Raw genomic sequence first — 19040 nt, 5'->3', positions numbered from 1 at the left:
CATGGCCAGCCGGTTTCATCTTGCCGACCTGTTCGAGACTGTCGCCCGGACGGTTCCCGACCGGCTGGCGGTGATCGGTGCGCACGAGCGCCTGACCTTTGCCGAACTGAACGACCGCTGTGACCGGCTCGCCGCCGGGCTTGCGGCGCATGGCGTGGGGCGGGGCGATGCGGTTGGCCTCTACCTCTACAACGGGCCAGCCTATCTCGAGGGCTTCATTGCCGCCTGCAAGCTGGGTGCGGTGCCCTACAACGTGAATTACCGCTACCGCGCAGACGAGCTGCGATACCTGTTCGCCAATGCTGACAGTGCGGCCATCATCCACGGTGCGGAGTTTTCACCGGTCATCCGCGAAGTGCGGGGCGATGTGCCGACGCTCAAGGTGACCGTGGCCGTCAACGATGGTTCGGATGCCGAGATTTCCGGGTCCGTCCCCTATGCCGCCCTGCTGGCGCACGAGCCGGGTGGGCCGTGGGAGCGGAGCGAGGACGATTACCTGCTCTGCTATACCGGCGGTACCACCGGCATGCCCAAGGGCGTGATGTGGCCGCACCGGGCCTTCCTGTTCGCCTGCGCTGGCGGGGCGGGCTATTTCAACCCGCATGGGCCGCTCACCGACCCTTCCGATATCGAGAGCCGCGCGCGTGACGGCTATCCGCTGAAGCTGTTTCCGCTCGCCCCGCTGATGCACATGGCGGCGATGTGGGCGGTGTGGAGCGCCTTGCTCAATGGCCTTGCGATCATCCTCGACGAAGGCCGCGAGTTCGATGCCGAGCGGGTGTTCGACATGGCCGAGCGCGAGGGTGCCAACCTGATCCAGTTCGTCGGCGATGCCATGGCCACCCCGCTGCGCGATGCCTTGCGTGACAATCCGGGGCGCTGGAACCTGTCGGGCGTGATCAACTTCGGCTCGGGCGGGGCCGTGTTCTCGCAGCACCTCAAGGACGACCTCAAGGCGCTGGTGCCTACGGCCGCGATCACGGACGGGCTGGGCTCGTCGGAGACGGGCATGTCGGGACTGGCGGAGAAGTCTGACGAAGGCGTCATGCGCCTGCCTGCCAATGCGCAGCAGCAGATCATCGTCGATGGCCGGATCGGCGTGGTCGGCGAAACCGGTCTGATCGCCCGGACCGGCAATACGCCGATCGGCTACTACAACGACCCGGTGAAGACTGCCGAGACCTTCGTGACGATCGATGGCACGCTGTGGGCGGTATCCGGCGATGCGGGGCGGCTTGATGCGGACAGCATGATCACCGTGTTCGGTCGCGGTTCGACCTGCATCAACACCGGCGGCGAAAAGGTCTTTCCCGAGGAAGTGGAAGAGGTGCTGCGGACACACCCGGCGATCTTTGATGCGGTCGTGGCCGGGCAACCGGACCCGCGCTGGGGCGAGCGGGTGATAGCAGTGGTCTCGCCGCGTCAGGGCACGGCGCCGCCTGAATATGCCGAGGTGAAGGCCTACCTCGCGGCCAGGCTCGCCGGTTACAAGGTGCCCAAGTCGCTGGTCTGGGTGGACGAGGTCAAGCGCTCTCCGGCTGGCAAGCAGGACTACCGCTGGGCCAAACAGTTGGCGGCAGAGGTGGCATGACCCAGGTCGATCCCCTGTTCGCTGCGGTGACAGCGCCCGGCACGCCGTTTGAATTGACCGAGCGCGACGGGCTGCTGCAGTTCGCCAACGCCGCGCCCGACCTTGCCCTGATGATCGACCATGCCCGGCGGCACGGCGACAGGACGTTTCTGGTCGACTTCTCCTCCGACGGGGCCGAACGGCGCCTGACCTTCGAGCAGGTCTTCGCCTGGCGTGACCAGCTCGTGCCGATGCTGCAGATCAGGCGCGGCGACCGGGTGGCGATCTGCATGCGGAACCGGGCCGAGTGGATCGTCGCCTTCATGGCGGTGGTCAAGGCCGGGGGAATCGCGGCATTGCTCAACAGCCGCGGTTTGCCCGCCGAGCTGGTGGCGATGCTGGACGATGTCACGCCTGCGCTGGTGCTGGCTGACAGCCGCCGCGCAGCGCTGATCCGCGAGGGCGGCTATCAGGGCCGGATGCTCGATCTGACCAAGCCCTTCGACGGGCAGGAAATCGAGCGCCGCGCGGCCCAGGACCTGCCTGATCCCGGCCTTGCCCAGCCGCTCGATCCGGTCACGATCCTGTTCACCTCGGGCACCACCGGACGGGTCAAGGGCGCGGTTCTGACCCACCGCAGCCTGATCACGGGCCTTATGCTGATGCAGCTTTCGGGCGTGATGGTGCTGCACAACATGGCCAGGGCGCACGGCATCCCGGCCGAGACGCTGATGGCCAACCTGCCGCAGCAATCGGCGCTGCTGGTCTATCCGCTGTTCCATATATCGGGGCTTGGCGCAGCATTCCTTTCGCCCCTGTTCGCCGGTTCCAAGGTGGTGATCATGCGCCGCTGGGACGCGCAGGAGGCGGTGCGGCTGATCGAGGCAGAGAAGATCACCCTGTTCTCTGCCGTGCCGACGATGATGTGGGACCTGCTGCACCGGGCAAAGCTGGGCGATGCGGACCTCTCATCACTGCGCAATGTGGCTTCCGGCGGGCAGGCCCTGCCGGTCAACCTGCTCGACGAAATACGCGCGGTCTGCCCTCAGGCGGTCATGGGCACCGGCTATGGCATGACCGAGGCATCTGGCTCGCTGGCGCAGGCCGTGGGCGAGGATTTCATCCGCAATCGCGCCTCGGCCGGCCGGGTGCTGCCGCTGGCGCAGGTGCGGATTGTCGCACCCGATGGGACGGTCATGCCGACCGGCCAGAGCGGAGAAATCCAGCTCAGGGGCGCGATGGTCATGGCCGGCTACTGGAACCGCCCGGACGAAACCGCCGCTGCCTTCACCGACGACGGCTGGCTCAAGACCGGGGACGTCGGCTACGTCGATGCCGAGGGCTATATCTTCATCGTCGACCGGGTGAAGGACATGGTCATTTCCGGCGGCGAGAACATCTATTGTGCCGAAGTAGAGCGCGTCATGGGCGAAATGCCCGGCGTTGGGGAATGCGCCGCCTTCGGCATTCCTGACGAACGGCTGGGCGAACTGCTGGTCGCCGTGGTCAAGGGCGAGGGCCCGGGCGAACAGGCCGTGATCGACTGGGTCGGTGAACGGCTGGCCCGGTACAAGGCGCCGGGCCGCGTTGCCATCGTGAAAGACCCGCTGCCGCGCAACGACGTGGGCAAGGTCAACAAGGTCGCCCTGCGCGCGGCCTGGCCGAACCTGATTGGAGAACTGTGACATGGGCATGCCCAAGGATATCGGCATCATCGACTGCATGCTCGGCATTCCCGAGGCGGAAGACCGTTCCGACTGGTTCACGGCCTTCCGTCCGCTGATCAAGGATGCGGAGACGCTGCAGCAGTTCTCCATGCCCGCGCAGTACATGTTCAAGGATGTGCCCCAGACCGGCCATGCCGACGACTACGTCAAGTGGACGGTCGAGCAGATGGACAAGCATGGCATTGCCCAGGCCCTGATCGGCTGGAACGAGAACGAGACTTCGCGCCGCGCGAAGGAACTCTACGGCGACCGCTTCTTCTTCGATCTGCCGTGCGATCCCAACAAGGGGATGGAGGAAGTGCGGCGGATCAAGCGGATCCATGCCGAAGTCGGGCTATCGGCGATCAGCGTGTTCCCCGCCGGAACGCTGCCGCAGGTGGCGATTAACCACAAATACATGTTCCCGCTCTACGCCTGTGCGGTGGAGCTGGACATTCCGATCTGCCTCAACGTCGGCATTCCCGGCCCGCGCATTCCGATGGAAACGCAGAAGGTCGAGCATCTCGACGAAGTCTGCTGGTTTTTCCCTGACCTCAAGATCGTGATGCGCCACGGGGCCGAGCCGTGGCAGGATCTGGCGGTCAAGCTGATGCTCAAGTGGCCGAACCTCTATTATTCGACCAGCGCCTTCGCCCCCAAGCACTATCCCAAGGCGATCATCGACTACGCCAACACGCGCGGCGCGGACAAGATCATCTACGCCGGATATTTCCCGATGGGCCTCAGCCTTGAACGGATCATGTCCGACATGGAGCACGTCCCGCTGAAGGACGAAGTCTGGCCCAAGTTCCTGCGCGAGAACGCCCGCCGCGTGTTCAAGCTGTAACCCCTTCACCCCCCACACCTCACGTTCCGGAACAGCCGGGGAGAATGACATGACTGAAGCCGCAACCGACGCCCGCACCGCCCCTGTTGCCGTGTGGCAGGTGCTGGAAAAGATGAGCAAGGACGAGCGCGAGGCCTGGCGCGTCGCGGATATTGCCGGCCGTCCTTCCGCAGCCGAGCGCAATCTCGACATCGGTTTTCCGTTCGGCTGGTATCCGTTCATGCTGGCCAGTGACCTGGCCGTGGGCGAGGTCAAGCCGGCCCGCTATTTCGCCCGCGATCTGGCCGTCTGGCGCGGGGAGGACGGGCAGGTCCGGATGGTCGATGCCTATTGCAAGCACCTCGGTGCGCACATGGGCCACGGCGGCAAGGTGCACGGCAACCTGCTCGAATGCCCGTTCCATGCCTGGCGGTATGACGGCGAAGAGGGCGTGGTGAAGGAAATCCCCTACGCCCGCGCCGTCCCGCCGCAGGTCAAGCGCAAGTGCACCCGCACCTGGCATATCCGCGAAGCCAACCAGTGGCTGTGGGTCTGGTATCATCCGGAGGATGAGGCACCGCTTTACGAAGTGGTCCACCTGCCTGAAGCCAGCGACCCCGAATGGACGCCTTACGACATTGTCGAATGGAAGATATTCGGCAGCTTGCAGAACATGGCCGAGAACGGGGTCGACTTCGCCCACTTCAAGTTCATCCACGGCACGGCCGAGCTGCCGACCGCCGAGCTGAGCTGGGGCGAGTGGGATCGCTGCGGGATCGTCCGCGCCAAGATGGGCACGCCCAAGGGCATGGTCGATGGCACCATTACCAGCAATTCGGTCGGGCCGGGGCAGGCCTGGGTGCGCTTTACCGGCATCTGCGAGACGCTGCTGGTGGCCTGCATCATCCCGGTCGAGTTTGACCAGTTGCAGGTGGTCTATTGCTACACCCAGCCGCGCGAGCAGACCGAAGGCCCGATGGCAGGGCTCGCCCGTGCGATCATCAAGGACGTCAACAAGCAGCTCGACCAGGACAAGGTGGTGTGGGACCGGATGCGGTATGAGCCCAATCCGATCATCTGCGATGGTGATGGGCCGATCCCGCACTTCCGCAAGTTCTACGCGCGCTTCTATGCTGCGGGTGACGGTGTCCCCGCTTCGCAGCAGCAGGCGGCTTGAGGGTGGCGACGCGGCGCGAGGTGATGGCGGGCGGCGCAGCCGTGGCGGCCCTTGGTATTGCGGGTGGAGCGAAGGCAATGACAGCGACTTCCGCGAACGGCGTGCTGCAAACCCACGATGCAATGGGGCTGGCAAAGCTGGTGCGCCAGCGCAAGGTTTCTCCGGGCGAACTGCTCGAAGCTGCCATTGCCCGGACCGAGGCGATGAACCCCCGCTTCAATTTCATGGCGCAGCAGCATTACGACTTCGCCCGCGCCGAAATTGCCCGTGGGCTGCCCGATGGCCCGTTTACCGGCGTGCCATGGCTGCTCAAGGATCTGGCTGCCTATATCGAGGGCCTGCCGACCGAGGGCGGCAGCCGCCTCAACAAGGGGCAGGTCGGCCTGTTCACTACGGAACTGGTCCAGCGCTATCGCCGCGCCGGCCTGGTGGTGTTCGGCAAGACGACCACGCCGGAATTCGGGCTGACCGGGACCACTGAAAGCGTGCTGATGGGCGCCACCCGCAATCCGTGGAACCCTGAGCGGATTGCCGGCGGGTCCTCCGGCGGGGCCGCAGCGGCCGTGGCGGCCGGGGTCATCCCGGCGGCCCACGCCACCGACGGCGGCGGCTCGATCCGCATTCCGGCATCGTGCTGCGGCCTGTTCGGGATGAAGCCGAGCCGCGCCCGCACCCCGATGGGCCCCTATCGCACCGAAGGCTGGGGCGGGCTTTCCACCCACCACGTCATCACCCGCTCGGTGCGGGATTCGGCTGCTCTCCTCGACGCGACTCACGGTCCGGAAGCGGGATCGCGCTATTCGGCCCCGTCGTCCGACGGGACGTTCCTGTCCCATGCCGAGCGGGATCCGCGCCGGCTGCGGATCGCCCTGATGAACAAGCCTGCCAGCGGCGCCCCGGTCGATCCGGAGTGCCTTGCAGTGCTGAACGCGACCGCGCGTTTGTGCGAAACCATGGGCCACCACGTGGAGGAGGCCGCGCCCAAACTGGATGCCGGCGCGATGGGGCAGGCAAGCTTTGTCCTGATCGCCTCGTCGCTGGCGGCGGACCTCCTCGACCGGGCAAAGTCGCTCGGGATCGAGCTCGGGCCCGATGTGCTGGAGCCGATAACCCTCGGCTTCGTCGGCTATGGCCAGACCACGACGGGCGCGGATTTCGCCCGTGCCAACAATACCATGCAGCGCGCAGCGGTGGCGGTGGCGCAGTTCATGGAGAACTACGACGTGATCCTCTCGCCCACGGTGGCCAAGCCGCCGCTGGAGATCGGGCAGATCGGCCTTTCGCCCGGAGTGTCGTTTCAGGAGTGGGGCCAGCGCGCCGCGACATTCTCGCCCTTCACGCAGATTGCCAACTTCACCGGACAGCCGAGCATGTCGGTGCCTATGGGGGAGAGCAGCGACGGGTTGCCGGTCGGTATGATGTTCACCGGTCGTTACGGCGAGGAGGCACTGCTCTACAGCCTTGCCGGCCAGCTCGAACGCGCTGCACCCTGGGCGGCGCGCAGGCCGGTGCTGTCATGAGCGATGCGATTGCGCAATTTGCCGGCTTGCTGGGCTTGATTGGCCTCGCCGGACTTGCCGGCTTCAAAAACCCGGTCGCCAAAACGCAGGCAGGTGCGGCGATGCGGCTGCTCGGGATTCTGGGCCTGGGCGGGTTCGCCGGGTTGTGGATCGACGGGGCAGGGGCGCTTGGCGCAGCGGGTGCGCTCGGCCTGTGGAACCACCAGAATCCGAAGCTGGCCCGCTGGGCCTTGCCCGGTCTGGTCTTTCCGATCGGGATCTATTTCATCGTCCGGCATGTGGCCGGCTGACAGGAGGCATTGATGCGGGGATTGCAGGGCAAGGTCGGGGTGGTCGCAGGCGGGGGGCGCGGAATTGGCGCCGCGACCGCGCACCGGCTGGCCGAGGAAGGTGCCGCCGTGGTCATTGGCGACATTACCGAGGAATGGGCCACGGAAACCGCCGAGGCGATCCGCGCTGCCGGGGGCAAGGCCATCGGTGTCTATCTCGATGGCACCAAGGCCGCTTCGCAAGCCGCGATCGTGCAGGCCGCGCTGGATGAGTTCGGCGGGCTCGACTTCTATCACTCGAACCTCGCCGGCGGGACAGAAGGCGATATCGATGCGCTCCACTGCCCGGAAGAGGTGCTGGACCGTTCCTTCGCGATCAACACCAAGAGCCACATGTTCGCCACGCAGGCCGCACTGCCGGTCATGCTGGAGCGCGGCAGCGGGGCGATGATCTATACCTCGTCGGGCGCAGCAATCGGCGGCAACGCCTTCCAGGTCGCCTACCCGATGACCAAGAACGCGATCCACGCGCTGGTGCGCCATGTCGCGGCGAAATACGGCAAGAAGGGCATCCGCGCCAACGGCATCTGTCCGGGTGTGGTACTGACCGAAGCAGTCAAACAGCACCTGACCGACGAATATGTCGAGGCTGCGCTCAAGACAGTGCCGCACACCCGGCTGGGCAGGGGCGAGGATATTGCCGGAGCCGTTGCCTTCCTTGCCTCGGACGACGGGGAATGGGTCAACGGGCAGGTCTGGCATGTCAACGGCGGCATGATCAAGCGCGACTGATGGACACCGCCGCCCCTCGCTCGAACCCCTGGGTGGTGCTTGCCACCCTGCTGGTGATCTACATCTTCAATTTTGCGGACCGCTATCTGCTGACCGGGCTGGTCGGGCCGATCAAGGAGGAATTCGGCGTCGGCGACAATGTGATGGGCCTGCTGATGGGGCCGGCCTTTGTCCTGCTGTACATCCTGATGGGCGTGCCTTTCGCCCGTCTGGCCGACCGCAGTTCGCGGATCCGGATCATTGCGGCCGGGTGCATGATCTGGAGCCTCGCCACGGCGGCCACCGGCCTTGCGGCCGGGCCGGTTTCCCTCGCCATCGCGCGTATCGGCGTGGGCGTGGGCGAAGCTGCCTTCGTGGCGCCGGCCTATTCGCTGCTGTCGGACTATTTCAAGCCGGAGAAGCGCGGGATGGCGTTCGCGATTCTCGGCCTTGCCACCTACATCGGCCAGATCGGCGGACAGGCCGGCGGCCCCGCGATTGCAGCCGAGCATGGTTGGCGCATGGCCTTTTTCGCCATCGGTATCCCGGGGGTATTCCTCGGCCTGCTGGCCCTGTTGCTGGTGCGTGAGCCGCAGCGGGAAGGGCAGGGGGCAGGGGAAGCACCCCCGCTGACCATCCCGCTCGGCAATCTCGTCCGGCTGCTTGTCCGGACACCCAGTTTCGTCCTGATGTCGCTCGGTTTCGGGCTGGGCGCGCTCTCCGGCGTATCCTTCGGATACTGGGGGCCGGAACTGTTCGCCCGCAATTACGCCATCGACCCCGTTGCCGCGAAGACTGCCTTCGCGGTCAATTTCGGCCTCGCCGGGCTGATCGGTATGCTGTGCTTCGGCGCCGTATCCGACAAACTGTCGCAGCGCAGCCGTGCCTGGCCGGCCATGCTGTCGGCGCTCGCGCTGGGTTCGGCGACGCTGCTGGTGGTGGCCGCGATCTGGGCGCCCACCTTCTCTTCCGCCAAGTGGCTCGCGATTCCCTGCGGACTGCTGGGCGGGGGCTGGTCGGTCGGGCTGTTCGCGGCGCTGCAATATATGCTGCCAGTCCGCTACCGGGCCAGCGCCACCGCCCTGTTCATCGCCGCTACCACGATGCTGGGGTATTTCGTCGGCCCGTGGCTGACCGGTGCACTCAGCCAGGCCTTCGGTGACGACGCACATTCATTACGACTGGCGCTTACAGTGATCGTGCCGGTCGGCCTGCTCGGCGCCACCCTTGCTTTCGTGGCTGCGAGCCGGCTGGAGCGGGACCGGATGCGGCTGGCGGACGCGGAGTGATGGCGTGTTTCACCGCGCCGCAGGAGCTGCACGATCTTGCCTTCCGTTATGGCCATGCGGTCGACACCCGCGACGCGGAGGAGCTTGGATCCCTGTTCACGGCAGATGGCAGGATTGGTTCCTATCCTGATGGAATCGTTCGCTATTGCGGTGCCGCCGGCTGGGCACAGATGATTGCCGAAGTGGCCGCAAGTTTTGGCGAGACCATGCACAACGTCTTCAACCAGACCTTCGAGCAGGATGCGCATGGCACTGTGCGCGGGCTGACTACCGGCATCGCCAGCCATCTGGTCGGGGAGGAGGAAAGCGACTTGGCGGTGCTCGATTTCGCCATGCGCTACCATAACCGGTACGCCATGGAGCAGGGGCTTTGGAAGTTTGCCGAGCGGCGGCTGGAAGTGGTGTGGGTGGAAAGGCGGCCGGTCCGCCGTTTTTCTCCTGCCATGCTGGGCCGGGAACTGGCGGGGTTCCGGTGACCACAGCCAAATCCCACCGCACGCAAGACGCTCGCTTGACGCGCCGCCGAAATGGGGGTTTGCAGGAACCCATGAGCGACGATTTCACCATCGACGATGCCGACCGGGCAATTGTCGAGCAATTGCGCCTGAACGGGCGGGCGACCAACCAGCAGATTGCCAATACGCTCGGCCTGACCGCTGCGACGGTTTCGGCCCGGATCAGGCGAATGGAGGATGCGGACAAGCTGCGGGTAGTAGCCGTGTCCGACTTCTCCGCCCATGGTTACAATGTGCTGATGGAAGTGGCGATCGAGGTTGACGGGCGCCCGGCTGCGGATGTGGTCGAGGAGCTGGCGCAATTTCCCGAGGTTTTTGCCGCGCACCTGGTGACCGGACGGTACGATATCGACATGCTGGTGGTCCTGCGGGACTTTGACGAGCTGCCGGGCCTGTTCCTGGAGAAGTTCTCCAAGATCGAAGGCATCCGGTCGATGGTACCCGCAATCGCGGTCGATGTGATCAAGTACAAGTTCGATGTGGCACCGATTGACGCGAGGGCCGGGCAGTGAGCGCACCGCAACTCGACGACCTTGACCGCCAGCTTATCGAGCTGCTCTCCCGCGATGCACGGGTGTCGAACCGCAAGATCGCCGTCGATCTGGGGGTGACCGAAGGCACCGTGCGTGGCCGGATCAAGCGGTTGCAGCAGGACGGGCTGATCTCGTTCACGGCCATCACCAGCTTCGGCCTCGCCGATTCCGCGCGGATGGCGTTCATCGGCGTCGAAGTGAACGTCAACGAAGTGCGCGATGTCGCGGCAAAGATTGCCGAAATGCCATCGGTCAACGCGGTCATGGTCACGATGGGGCGGTTCAACGTGTTGGCGATCTGCCTCTTCAATACGCTTGATAACCTGCTGGAACTGGCATCGAACCAGATTCTTGCCTTGCCCGGCGTCCATCACGTCGAGACCTCGATTGCGGTCAAGACGGTCAAGTACAACGCCAGGGTTGTGCGGATCACAGAAGCCGATCGCCTGCGGGCAGATTTGGTGGACGGGGATGCGTAGCAGATAAGTCCATGTGCTACGCATAAGAGCGAATTTATTGGCTTCAAACCCGTCCATTCGTAACTGACTTGATATGCTATTGCGTTTCGTGTAACGCTCCCGGAACTAGCCGGAGAGAGATGCATGGCAACGACAGCAGAATATGGTCTGGGCGAATTTACCTACCCGCGCGGGTGGTTCATGGTCGCGCGGTCGGACGAGGTGACCACCACGCCGCTCGCGGTGCGCTATTTCGGCGAAGACATGGTGATCTATCGCGGCGCGCAGAGCGGCAAGGTCTTCATGATCGAGGCCTATTGTCCGCACATGGGCACCCACCTCGCGCGCAACACCACCTCCTATGTCGTCAAGGACGGGGAGCATGTGGAAGGTGACAATATCCGCTGCCCCTATCACGGCTGGCGGTTCGGGCCGGACGGTCGGGTCAACCAGATTCCTTATTCCCCAGCGCCGATTCCCAAGGCGGCCTGCGTCAAGAGCTGGAAAGTCGTCGAACGGGCCGGATGCCTGTGGGTCTGGCACGATCCCGAGAATGAGCAGCCTGACCATGAACTGCCGCCGTTCGAGGCCTACGATGCGCCGCATTGGGTCAACTGGAACGTCCGCGAGCTGGGCGAACTGAACTGCCACCCGCAGGAGGTGGTCGACAACATGGCGGACAAGGCACACCTCGAGCCAGTCCATGGTTCGATCGCGATGGAATCGTTCGAAAACGAATTTGACGGGCACGTCTGCCGCCAGATCCTTTCCGCCGGGCACAAGACACTGGCCGCCGATGGCGGTGAACCGATGACCAACGACACCTGGTACACCGGCCCCGGCATCCTCCAGTCGGTCATGGTGGGGGCCAACCCGTCGCACATGCTGATCGCCCACACCCCGGTCGACGACGGGGTGATCAAGGTCTGGTACGGCCTCATGGTCAAGGTCGACAATGCTCAGCCGACTGCGGACGACCGGGCGCTGGCCAGCGGCTATGAAGAGGCAGGCGTCGATGCCTTTGCCCAGGACTTCGAGATCTGGTCGAACAAGCGGCCCTGCCTTCACCCCATGATGGTGCGCGGCGACGGCCCGTTCGACAAGGTGCGGGTGTGGTACAAGCAGTTCTACAATCCCCGCGCGCAGGCGGAGACGTTCCAGAAGCGCGTCAATGGTCGCTACACCACCCGGGGGACCAAGTCGGCGCCGTGGGAAACTGCGGCCTGACCAAAGCGGTCCGAGGATAGAGAAAAGGCCCGCTCCGGCTTGACGGCGCGGGCCTTTTTCGTTGGGCGTGCCCTCAGGTGGTCAGGTGGCGGTGGCCCCGCCATCGACCACCAGCGGATGGCCGGTGACGAAGCTGGCCTGGTCCGAGCACAGCCACAGGACAGCGGCAGCGATTTCTTCGGCTTGCCCCATCCGGCCCATCGGAGTCATCCCGTCGAGCAGCTTCTTCATCTCCGGGTTGGCGGTCAGCGGCGCAGTCATCGGGGTCTCGATCACGCCGGGGCAAACCGCGTTGACCCGGATGCCCGCCTTGGCCCAGCGCAGCGCACCGTGCCGGGTCAGTCCGATGACGCCGTGTTTGGTCGCGGTATAGCCGGGCTGTGCGCCGTTGCCGACCAGCCCGTTGATCGAGGAGGTGTTGACGATCGCCCCCTTGCCCTGGGCCAGCATGACCTCGGCTTCCTCACGCATGCAGTACATTACGCCCGACAGGTTGATCGCCACCGCGCGGTCCCACACGGCGTCGTCGTATTCATCCGAGCCCATGTTGTTGATGCCGGCGTTGTTGTGGGCGAAATCGAGCTGCCCGAACTCGCTCACCGCGCGCTGGACCAGCGCCTTGACCTCCGCCCCTGCGGCGACGTTGCACCGCTGGTAAACGGCCCTGCCCCCGGCAGCGGCGATCAGGGCAACCGTTTCCTCGCCCCCCGCATCGTTCACATCGGACACCACCACCGCCGCGCCCGAGGCGGCGAAGCCGAGGGCGGTGGCGCGGCCGATCCCGCCGCTTGCGCCGGTCACCAGCGCGACCTTGCCATCGAAACCGTAGTTCATGATCCCCTCCTTGATATGCGTAGAAATTTGCTTACAGGATAACGCAAATAAAGGTCAATGTGCGATCAAAGCCGGAAAACTCGAATGCATGACGCTCTGTTCACTCCTGTATCGCTTGGCGACATAGCGCTGGCCAACCGTATTGTCATGGCCCCCATGACACGCGACCGGGCGGGGCCGGGCGACGTGCCCACCCCCTTGATGGCAACATACTATGCCCAGCGCGCCAGTGCCGGCCTGATCGTGACCGAGGGCGTCCAGCCAAGCCCTTCAGGCAAGGGTTATTGGCGCACACCGGGCATCCATTCCCCGGAACAGGTGGCGGGCTGGCGGGCCGTTGCCGATGCCGTCCACGCGCAGGGCGGGCGGATCGTCATGCAACTGATGCATTGCGGGCGGGTGGTGGTACCCGCCAATCGCGGGTTCGAGGCCGAGGTGATCGCCCCCTCGGCGGTGACCTGTCCGGTGCAGGTGCCCGGACCGGACGGTACGCCGATGGACTGCACCCTGCCCCGCGCCCTTGGCGCAGAGGAGCTGGCGGGGCTGGCGGAGGAATTCGCCCAGGCTGCCCGCAATGCCATCGCGGCAGGGATAGACGGGGTGGAACTGCATTGCGCCAGCGGCTATCTGATCAACCAGTTCCTCAACCCGGCGAGCAACCGGAGGGAAGATGAATACGGCGGTGCGCCCGCCAACCGCATCCGCTTCCCGGTCACGGTGCTGGAGGCACTGGCCGATGCCATCGGGCCGGGCCGGGTGGGTTTCAGGATATCGCCCGGCAATCCCTACAACGGGATGGATCCATCCGATCCGGAGGAGACGTTTGTGCCGTTCGTGACGGCGGCTGACGCGCTGGGGCTGGCCTATCTGCACGTCGTCGACATGGGGCTGCCGGAACTCGATACGCTCGCCATGCTGCGGGCTCATTTCAGCGGGCCGGTGATTGCCAACAACAACCTGAAGACGGATGGTGCTGAAGCCTTGATCGCCGAGCGCCGGGCCGAGGCGGTGAGCTTTGGCCGCGCCTTCATCGCCAATCCCGATCTGGTCGAGCGCATCGCGGGCGGCGCACCGCTGGCTAAACCTGATTACGCGCTGCTCTACACGGGCGAAGAGCGGGGCTATACCGATTATCCGGCGTTTGAAGGGGGCACGCGATCATGAGCGGCAAGAAATTGGGTAACGGGTACCCGCACCTGCTGTCGCCGGGGCGGATCGGCTCGCTGGAGGTCCGCAACCGCATCTTCGTCACCGCCATGGGTGTCAGCCTGTCGGAAGCGGACGGCCATGTCGGCGAGCGCCTGATTGCCTATCACGAGGAGCAGGCAAAGGGCGGTGCTGGGCTGATCGTGACCGGGGTTGCCGGGGTCGCCTGGCCGACAGGCGCCGTGCAGCCTAATCAGACCGCGATTTCGGATGACTGTTTCCTGCCGGGTCTGACCCGGCTGGTCGACCGGGTTCACCGGCATGGGGCAAAGATCGCGGCGCAGCTTCACCACGGGGGGCTGGTGGCCGGATACTCGGCCGACGCCTTTGATGAGGAGCTGTGGGCACCATGCTACCCGCCGCAGTTCAAGGGCGATTTCATCGACTATTTCCTGCCGGAGGAAATGGCCGGGTTCAGCGGCAAGATGCCTTCGATCCGGCTGCTCAGCGCCGAAGATATCGATACGGTCGTGGCTCAGTTCGGTGCGGCGGCGGCGCGGGCCAGGGCTGCCGGGTTTGACGCGATCGAACTGCATGGCGGGCACGGCTACCTGATCTCGTCCTTCCTTTCACCCAAGACGAACAGCCGGACCGACGAGTACGGCGGCCCGCTGGAGAATCGCGCGCGCCTGCTGCTGCGAGTTATCGCTGCCATTCGTGAGGCGGTCGGCCCGGATTTCCCGCTGTGGGTGAAGCTTGATTCAATTGAAGTCGGGAAGGAGGGCGGGATCACTCTCGATCTCGCGATCGAAACCGCGCGCATGGTTGAAGCGGCCGGGGTCGATGCGATTACGGTCAGCGCCTATCACAACGCGGCAATGGGCAAGCTCCACTCGGCGTCCAACATCCCGCACGAACCGGAAACGAACATCCCCGCCGCAAAGGCCATCAAGGCGGCGGTGGACGTGCCGGTGATTGCCTCGGGGCGGGTCGAACCGGAGGCAGGTGACCGGCAGATCGGACAGGGCGTGTACGATTTCCTCGCCATGGGCCGCAAGCTGCTGGCTGATCCGCATCTTCCGCGCAAGCTGGCAGGCAATGCGCCGGAGGGAGTGCGGCCCTGCATCTATTGCTACACTTGCGTCTCGACCGCCTATGTCCGCCAGCCGCTGCGATGTGCGGTCAATCCGGAAACCGGTTTCGAGTGTGAACGGCAAGCTCCCGTACGCACCGGAAAGCATTTCGTGGTGATAGGCGGCGGGCCTGGCGGAATGGAGGCGGCCTGCCGGCTGTCCGAAGCCGGTAACCGGGTGACGCTGCTTGAACGGTCGGACCGCCTTGGCGGCACCTTGCGGTTTGCTTCGCTGGCCTATCCCGCCAACGAGCGGCTGCTGGACTGGCTGATCCGCGAGACCGAGCAATCATCGGTCGATATCCGGCTCGAAACCACCGCCACGCCGGACCTGCTGGGCGAACTGGCTCCGGACGGCGTGATTGTTGCCACCGGAGCGCGGCGCGATATGCCCGCCCTTCCCGGTGCAGACCAGGCGCACGTGTTCAGCGGTGATGACATGCGCAATCTGATGCTGGGCGAGGGTTCTCAGGAACTCAGGCGCAAGACCGGCCTGGCCACCCGGCTGGCGACGAAGATTGGTGCCGCGACCGGAATTACGGCCAACCTCGACTTTGTCCGCAGCGCCACAAAGGCCTGGATGCCGCTCGGCCAGCGGATCGTGATTGTCGGGGGCGAACTGGTCGGCGTCGAGCTGGCCGAGTTCCTGCACGAGCGCGGGCGCGAGGTGACCGTGATTGAGCCAGCCCCCCGCCTCGGCAAGGGCCTGCTGCTGGTGCGCCGGATGCGGCTTCTCGCGGAACTGAAGGAACACGGCGTTGCCCTGCACGGCGGGGTGAAGGACATTTCGATCGGCAAGAGCGACGTCAGTTTCACCGATGTCGGCGGCGAAGCCCGTCTTGTGCCGGCAGACCACGTGATCGTGGCGATGGGGGCAGGCGGAGACAACGCTCTGGCCGAGAGCCTGCGTAAAGCCGGCTTCGCGGTCGAGACTGTCGGGGACTGCAATGGCATCGGCTACATCGAAGGGGCTATCCGGGGCGCCGCCGAAGCGGTCGACCGGGTGCTGGCAGCCTGACGCCGGAACCACTGCCGAAATGAAAAACCGGCCGGAGCATCGCTGCTCCGGCCGGTTTTTTTCGTTCCCTGGAAAACGGGATCAGTACTTGAAGCCGAGTGTCACGCCATAGGTGCGCGGATCGTTGAAGATCCCGCCTGCATAGCCGAGCGGCCCGAAATCGATCCCGCGGACCAGGTTGTTGTCGTTGGTCAGGTTCTTGCCCCAGATCATCAGGCGGCCTTCGCCGCTGCCGAGGGGGATCTTGTCCAGCACCAGCTGTGCGTCGACCATGTCGCTGTCATCGCCGCGGATCTGCTCGTTGAAGGGCGAGGTGATGCCGTTGCTGAAGCTGTATTTGCCGTCCTCGTGGGTGTAGCCGACGCGAGCTCGCAGCTCCATTCCGTTTCCGCCGACAGGGAATACCGCGTTGAAAGCGATATTGCCCGTTAGGGGCGAGCTGTAGGTGGCGTTGGCAAAGTCGGCGATGTCTTGCACCCCGTCGGCCGGGTTGACCGGCTGTCCAGCGCGGAACTCCTTGTATTTTACATCGACGTACCCGATCGAACCATCGATTGAGAATACGTCGCTCAGCGAAGCGATGAAGTCTGCCTCGATCCCGGTGTATTGCACCTTGCCGGCGTTGACGATCTGCGACTGGAATGTGCCCGATCCGGTCAGTACCGGAACGTTGATGGCCAGATCGTCGTAGATGTTGTGATAGGCAGCAACGTTAAACCGCAGGCGCCGGTTGAACAGCTCGGTCTTCAGGCCGAGTTCGTAGGACATGACCGATTCTTCGTTGAAGGCCGGGATGGTCGTGGTGCCCGTCGGTACCGGATCCGACGCATTGTATCCGCCGGAGCGATAGCCGGTTGCGGCGCGGGCGTAGACGCTCACGTCAGGGCTGAATTCGTAGCGCCCCATCACGTTCCAGGTGAACTTGTTGAAGGTGGCATCCCCAGTGTGAGCAATCGGATGCGGTGCCGTACCATTCTGCGACCGCACGATCGACTTGTCGTCCCAGGTGTAGCGTCCGCCGGCGGTGATGCTGGCGCCGCTGTCCCGTCCGCCCGGATAGAAGGTGAACTGGCCGTAGAGCGCCTTGGATTCCGAGGTCGTGCTGTAGGCCAGCTTGGCCGGGGTCACGACCAGCCGATAGCGGGCCGGGTTGGAGGCCTGGAATACCGGCGAGAGCGGGCCGAACTGGCTGAACACGGCCGCATTGGTATCGAGTACGAAGCCGCTCGTCTGCGGATTGTCCTCGGAACCCTTCTCCCAGAAGTAGAACCCGCCCACGACCCAGTCGAGGGAATCGGTGTCGCCAGAGATTTCCAGCTCGGTGCTGAATTGCTCATGGCGGCGGTCATTGCTCGTGTCGAACAGCCCGGCCGTGGTGGTCGGGACCGGCAATCCGGCGACGAAATTGATGGTGGACTGCGGCGTGCCGGCCGGGAAAACGAAGGGCAGGAAAGCGGCCGCAGGGGTTCCGGCGAAGCCGTTGAACAGGCTCGCCTGCGAGAACAGCGGACCACGCATCGTGCCCACGCCATCGAAATCGCTGCCCCGGGTCAGGCTGTTCCACTTGCGGTAGCCCCCGGTCAGCTTGGCGGCAAAGCCCCCGAAATCGTTATAGGCCTGAAGGTTGTGGCCCCAAATCTTGTCGGTCGTCAGATCGTCGGTGTTGAGACAGATCTCGTCGCGATATTCACGGGTGGGAACTGCCAGCGGGGCGCACTGCGGCTCGAGGAACGTGGCGCGAGCCAGGTACTGGGCAACCGGAGCCTGCTGGGTCTGGCTTACCTGCACCCCGTTGATGTTGAGGGCCGGGCGCGGCGTGCCATCGGCGACATTGGTCACCTGGAAAGCAAACGGGTTGCCGGTCGCCTTCGACCAGTCGAAGATGTACTGGATATAGCCCGTGTCGGTCGGCTCGAACCGCACAGCGGCGCGGAAACCGTCCGACTTGCGCGAGCCCGGATCACGGGAATCGCTAGGCTCGAGCAGGTTGTCGACTGTCCCGTCCCGCTCGCGGTGCGAGTATGAGAAGGTTGCCTTGACCGCATCGCCGATCATGCCGGTATCGAGCGCCAGCTTGCCGTGCCAGGCGTTGAAGTTGCCATATCCTGCTTCGCCGCGAATGCCGAACTCGTTGTCGGGTGTGCGCGAGATGAAGGCGATTGCGCCGCCGGTCGTGTTGCGGCCAAACAGGGTGCCTTGCGGACCCCGCAGCACTTCGACCCGTTCGATGTCGGTCACGTCGAGGCCGCTGGCCCCGGAGCGGGCGATGTAGATCCCGTCAACATAGAGCGCGTTGGAGGTATCGAGGCCGAACGTCTCGCTCGCCGGGGTGGTGATGCCGCGGATCGAGATCACTGCCGCGCTGTTGCTTGACTGGCCGGGCACGATGGTCACGTTCGGGGCAAGGCCGCTCAGGTCGCGGGCATCGGCTACCTGAAGCTGCTCGAGCTTCTCAGCCCCGATGGCGCTGATCGCGATCGGCACGTCCTGCAGGTTCTGTTCGCGCTTCTGCGCAGTAACCACAATCTCGCCAATGCCTGTGGCGGGGGCGTCACCGCCTTCTTGCGCAGCAGCCGGCATGGCTATTGCAGCGAGGCTTGTGCCGACCAGCAGATGGGCAATCGCACGCGAGCTCCGGACAAAATTCATCGAATATCCCCTCACCGTTGAGTCTTGTTATGCGTGCCCAATGCGCGAATGCGTAGAAAATGTCAATTCAGAATGCGCAATGCGCCACGATATGCCGAAGCGGTATGGGAAATCAGTCGAAAAAGATTGCATTTGATGCTGATTTCGTCGCTCGAATCCCCGCCACATCAGATCCTGGCCCCGGACCGATGCCTGCGTCGGCAGCGCCGGGCGCTGAAGCGCGGGCTGGCGATCATCCCGCGCGGTCAGGAAAGGCCCTGTCGGCGCAAACGCCTCGTCAGTATCAATGTCAATCTTCGCCCCAGATCCACGACCAGGTACCGATAGCCTCCAAAGTGCCCTCAAACGGATAAGGGTCGGTCATGGCACTGCCGGCCCCCGCCGACGCTAAGCCTGTGAT

The 19040-nt window shown here is 64.7% G+C and carries 16 protein-coding genes; 14 read left to right on the top strand and 2 right to left on the bottom strand.

What is annotated here, in order from left to right; all coding sequences use genetic code 11:
• Position 1 precedes the first annotated feature (1 nt).
• The 12 genes from U4960_RS12920 to U4960_RS12865 all read left to right on the top strand — a co-directional run bounded on the left by U4960_RS12920 (position 2) and on the right by U4960_RS12865 (position 11861).
• The gene (locus U4960_RS12920) at positions 2-1591 is read left to right on the top strand and encodes an AMP-binding protein (RefSeq protein ID WP_324261041.1); all 1590 of its coding nucleotides are present in this window, start codon (positions 2-4) and stop codon (positions 1589-1591) included.
• Entirely contained in the window at positions 1588-3255 is a 1668-nt protein-coding gene (locus U4960_RS12915) for a class I adenylate-forming enzyme family protein (protein ID WP_324261040.1), read from the top strand. Before U4960_RS12920 ends, U4960_RS12915 begins: the two co-directional genes overlap by 4 nt.
• Before the next feature lies 1 nt (position 3256).
• Positions 3257-4123, top strand: coding sequence for an amidohydrolase family protein (locus U4960_RS12910; protein WP_324261039.1), 867 nt, complete (start codon positions 3257-3259; stop codon positions 4121-4123).
• Between the two features lie 49 nt (positions 4124-4172).
• Entirely contained in the window at positions 4173-5279 is a 1107-nt protein-coding gene (locus U4960_RS12905) for a Rieske 2Fe-2S domain-containing protein (RefSeq protein ID WP_324261038.1), read from the top strand.
• A gap of 77 nt (positions 5280-5356) precedes the next feature.
• Entirely contained in the window at positions 5357-6799 is a 1443-nt protein-coding gene (locus U4960_RS12900; RefSeq protein ID WP_324261037.1) for an amidase, read from the top strand.
• Complete coding sequence (locus tag U4960_RS12895) at positions 6796-7089, top strand: hypothetical protein (RefSeq protein ID WP_324261036.1); 294 nt, start codon at positions 6796-6798, stop codon at positions 7087-7089. Before U4960_RS12900 ends, U4960_RS12895 begins: the two co-directional genes overlap by 4 nt.
• Before the next feature lie 12 nt (positions 7090-7101).
• A complete protein-coding gene (locus U4960_RS12890; RefSeq protein WP_324261035.1) occupies positions 7102-7860 on the top strand; it encodes an SDR family NAD(P)-dependent oxidoreductase in 759 nt (252 codons plus the stop codon).
• Complete coding sequence (locus U4960_RS12885; RefSeq protein WP_324261034.1) at positions 7860-9128, top strand: spinster family MFS transporter; 1269 nt, start codon at positions 7860-7862, stop codon at positions 9126-9128. Before U4960_RS12890 ends, U4960_RS12885 begins: the two co-directional genes overlap by 1 nt.
• Complete coding sequence (locus tag U4960_RS12880; protein WP_324261033.1) at positions 9128-9604, top strand: nuclear transport factor 2 family protein; 477 nt, start codon at positions 9128-9130, stop codon at positions 9602-9604. Before U4960_RS12885 ends, U4960_RS12880 begins: the two co-directional genes overlap by 1 nt.
• A 71-nt stretch (positions 9605-9675) precedes the next feature.
• Positions 9676-10155: an Lrp/AsnC family transcriptional regulator gene (locus tag U4960_RS12875; protein WP_324261032.1), complete on the top strand. Its 480-nt coding sequence runs from the start codon at positions 9676-9678 to the stop codon at positions 10153-10155.
• Positions 10152-10655 carry an Lrp/AsnC family transcriptional regulator gene (locus tag U4960_RS12870; RefSeq protein WP_324261031.1) on the top strand — a complete coding sequence of 168 codons (504 nt, stop codon included), beginning with the start codon at positions 10152-10154 and terminating at the stop codon, positions 10653-10655. The genes U4960_RS12875 and U4960_RS12870 overlap by 4 nt, the downstream gene beginning before the upstream one ends.
• A gap of 123 nt (positions 10656-10778) precedes the next feature.
• Complete coding sequence (locus U4960_RS12865) at positions 10779-11861, top strand: Rieske 2Fe-2S domain-containing protein (protein ID WP_324261030.1); 1083 nt, start codon at positions 10779-10781, stop codon at positions 11859-11861.
• 81 nt (positions 11862-11942) lie between these two features.
• Here U4960_RS12865 and U4960_RS12860 read toward each other — a convergent pair whose 3' ends face one another.
• The gene (locus tag U4960_RS12860; RefSeq protein ID WP_324261029.1) at positions 11943-12695 is read right to left on the bottom strand and encodes a glucose 1-dehydrogenase; all 753 of its coding nucleotides are present in this window, start codon (positions 12693-12695) and stop codon (positions 11943-11945) included.
• An 84-nt stretch (positions 12696-12779) separates the two neighbouring features.
• Between U4960_RS12860 and U4960_RS12855 the strand changes: the two genes are divergently transcribed.
• Positions 12780-13859 (top strand): alkene reductase, encoded by a 1080-nt coding sequence (locus U4960_RS12855; RefSeq protein WP_324261028.1) that lies wholly within the window; start codon positions 12780-12782, stop codon positions 13857-13859.
• The gene (locus tag U4960_RS12850; protein WP_324261027.1) at positions 13856-15991 is read left to right on the top strand and encodes an FAD-dependent oxidoreductase; all 2136 of its coding nucleotides are present in this window, start codon (positions 13856-13858) and stop codon (positions 15989-15991) included. Before U4960_RS12855 ends, U4960_RS12850 begins: the two co-directional genes overlap by 4 nt.
• Positions 15992-16072: 81 nt before the next feature.
• Here U4960_RS12850 and U4960_RS12845 read toward each other — a convergent pair whose 3' ends face one another.
• Positions 16073-18640 carry a TonB-dependent receptor gene (locus U4960_RS12845; protein ID WP_324261026.1) on the bottom strand — a complete coding sequence of 856 codons (2568 nt, stop codon included), beginning with the start codon at positions 18638-18640 and terminating at the stop codon, positions 16073-16075.
• Positions 18641-19040 lie beyond the last annotated feature (400 nt).

Source organism: Altererythrobacter sp. H2, from assembly GCF_035319885.1.
Lineage (GTDB): Bacteria > Pseudomonadota > Alphaproteobacteria > Sphingomonadales > Sphingomonadaceae > 34-65-8.
Note: the sequence above shows the minus strand (reverse complement) of the source record. Positions and strands in the feature narration are given on the sequence as shown.

Coding starts and splice junctions, on each gene's coding strand:
- U4960_RS12910 (WP_324261039.1), top strand. CDS start 3,257: ATGGGCATGCCCAAGGATATCGGCATCATCGACTGCATGCTCGGCATT.
- U4960_RS12860 (WP_324261029.1), bottom strand. CDS start 12,695: ATGAACTACGGTTTCGATGGCAAGGTCGCGCTGGTGACCGGCGCAAGC.
- U4960_RS12865 (WP_324261030.1), top strand. CDS start 10,779: ATGGCAACGACAGCAGAATATGGTCTGGGCGAATTTACCTACCCGCGC.
- U4960_RS12920 (WP_324261041.1), top strand. CDS start 2: ATGGCCAGCCGGTTTCATCTTGCCGACCTGTTCGAGACTGTCGCCCGG.
- U4960_RS12900 (WP_324261037.1), top strand. CDS start 5,357: ATGACAGCGACTTCCGCGAACGGCGTGCTGCAAACCCACGATGCAATG.
- U4960_RS12850 (WP_324261027.1), top strand. CDS start 13,856: ATGAGCGGCAAGAAATTGGGTAACGGGTACCCGCACCTGCTGTCGCCG.
- U4960_RS12895 (WP_324261036.1), top strand. CDS start 6,796: ATGAGCGATGCGATTGCGCAATTTGCCGGCTTGCTGGGCTTGATTGGC.
- U4960_RS12875 (WP_324261032.1), top strand. CDS start 9,676: ATGAGCGACGATTTCACCATCGACGATGCCGACCGGGCAATTGTCGAG.
- U4960_RS12855 (WP_324261028.1), top strand. CDS start 12,780: ATGCATGACGCTCTGTTCACTCCTGTATCGCTTGGCGACATAGCGCTG.
- U4960_RS12880 (WP_324261033.1), top strand. CDS start 9,128: ATGGCGTGTTTCACCGCGCCGCAGGAGCTGCACGATCTTGCCTTCCGT.
- U4960_RS12885 (WP_324261034.1), top strand. CDS start 7,860: ATGGACACCGCCGCCCCTCGCTCGAACCCCTGGGTGGTGCTTGCCACC.
- U4960_RS12890 (WP_324261035.1), top strand. CDS start 7,102: ATGCGGGGATTGCAGGGCAAGGTCGGGGTGGTCGCAGGCGGGGGGCGC.
- U4960_RS12905 (WP_324261038.1), top strand. CDS start 4,173: ATGACTGAAGCCGCAACCGACGCCCGCACCGCCCCTGTTGCCGTGTGG.
- U4960_RS12915 (WP_324261040.1), top strand. CDS start 1,588: ATGACCCAGGTCGATCCCCTGTTCGCTGCGGTGACAGCGCCCGGCACG.
- U4960_RS12845 (WP_324261026.1), bottom strand. CDS start 18,640: ATGAATTTTGTCCGGAGCTCGCGTGCGATTGCCCATCTGCTGGTCGGC.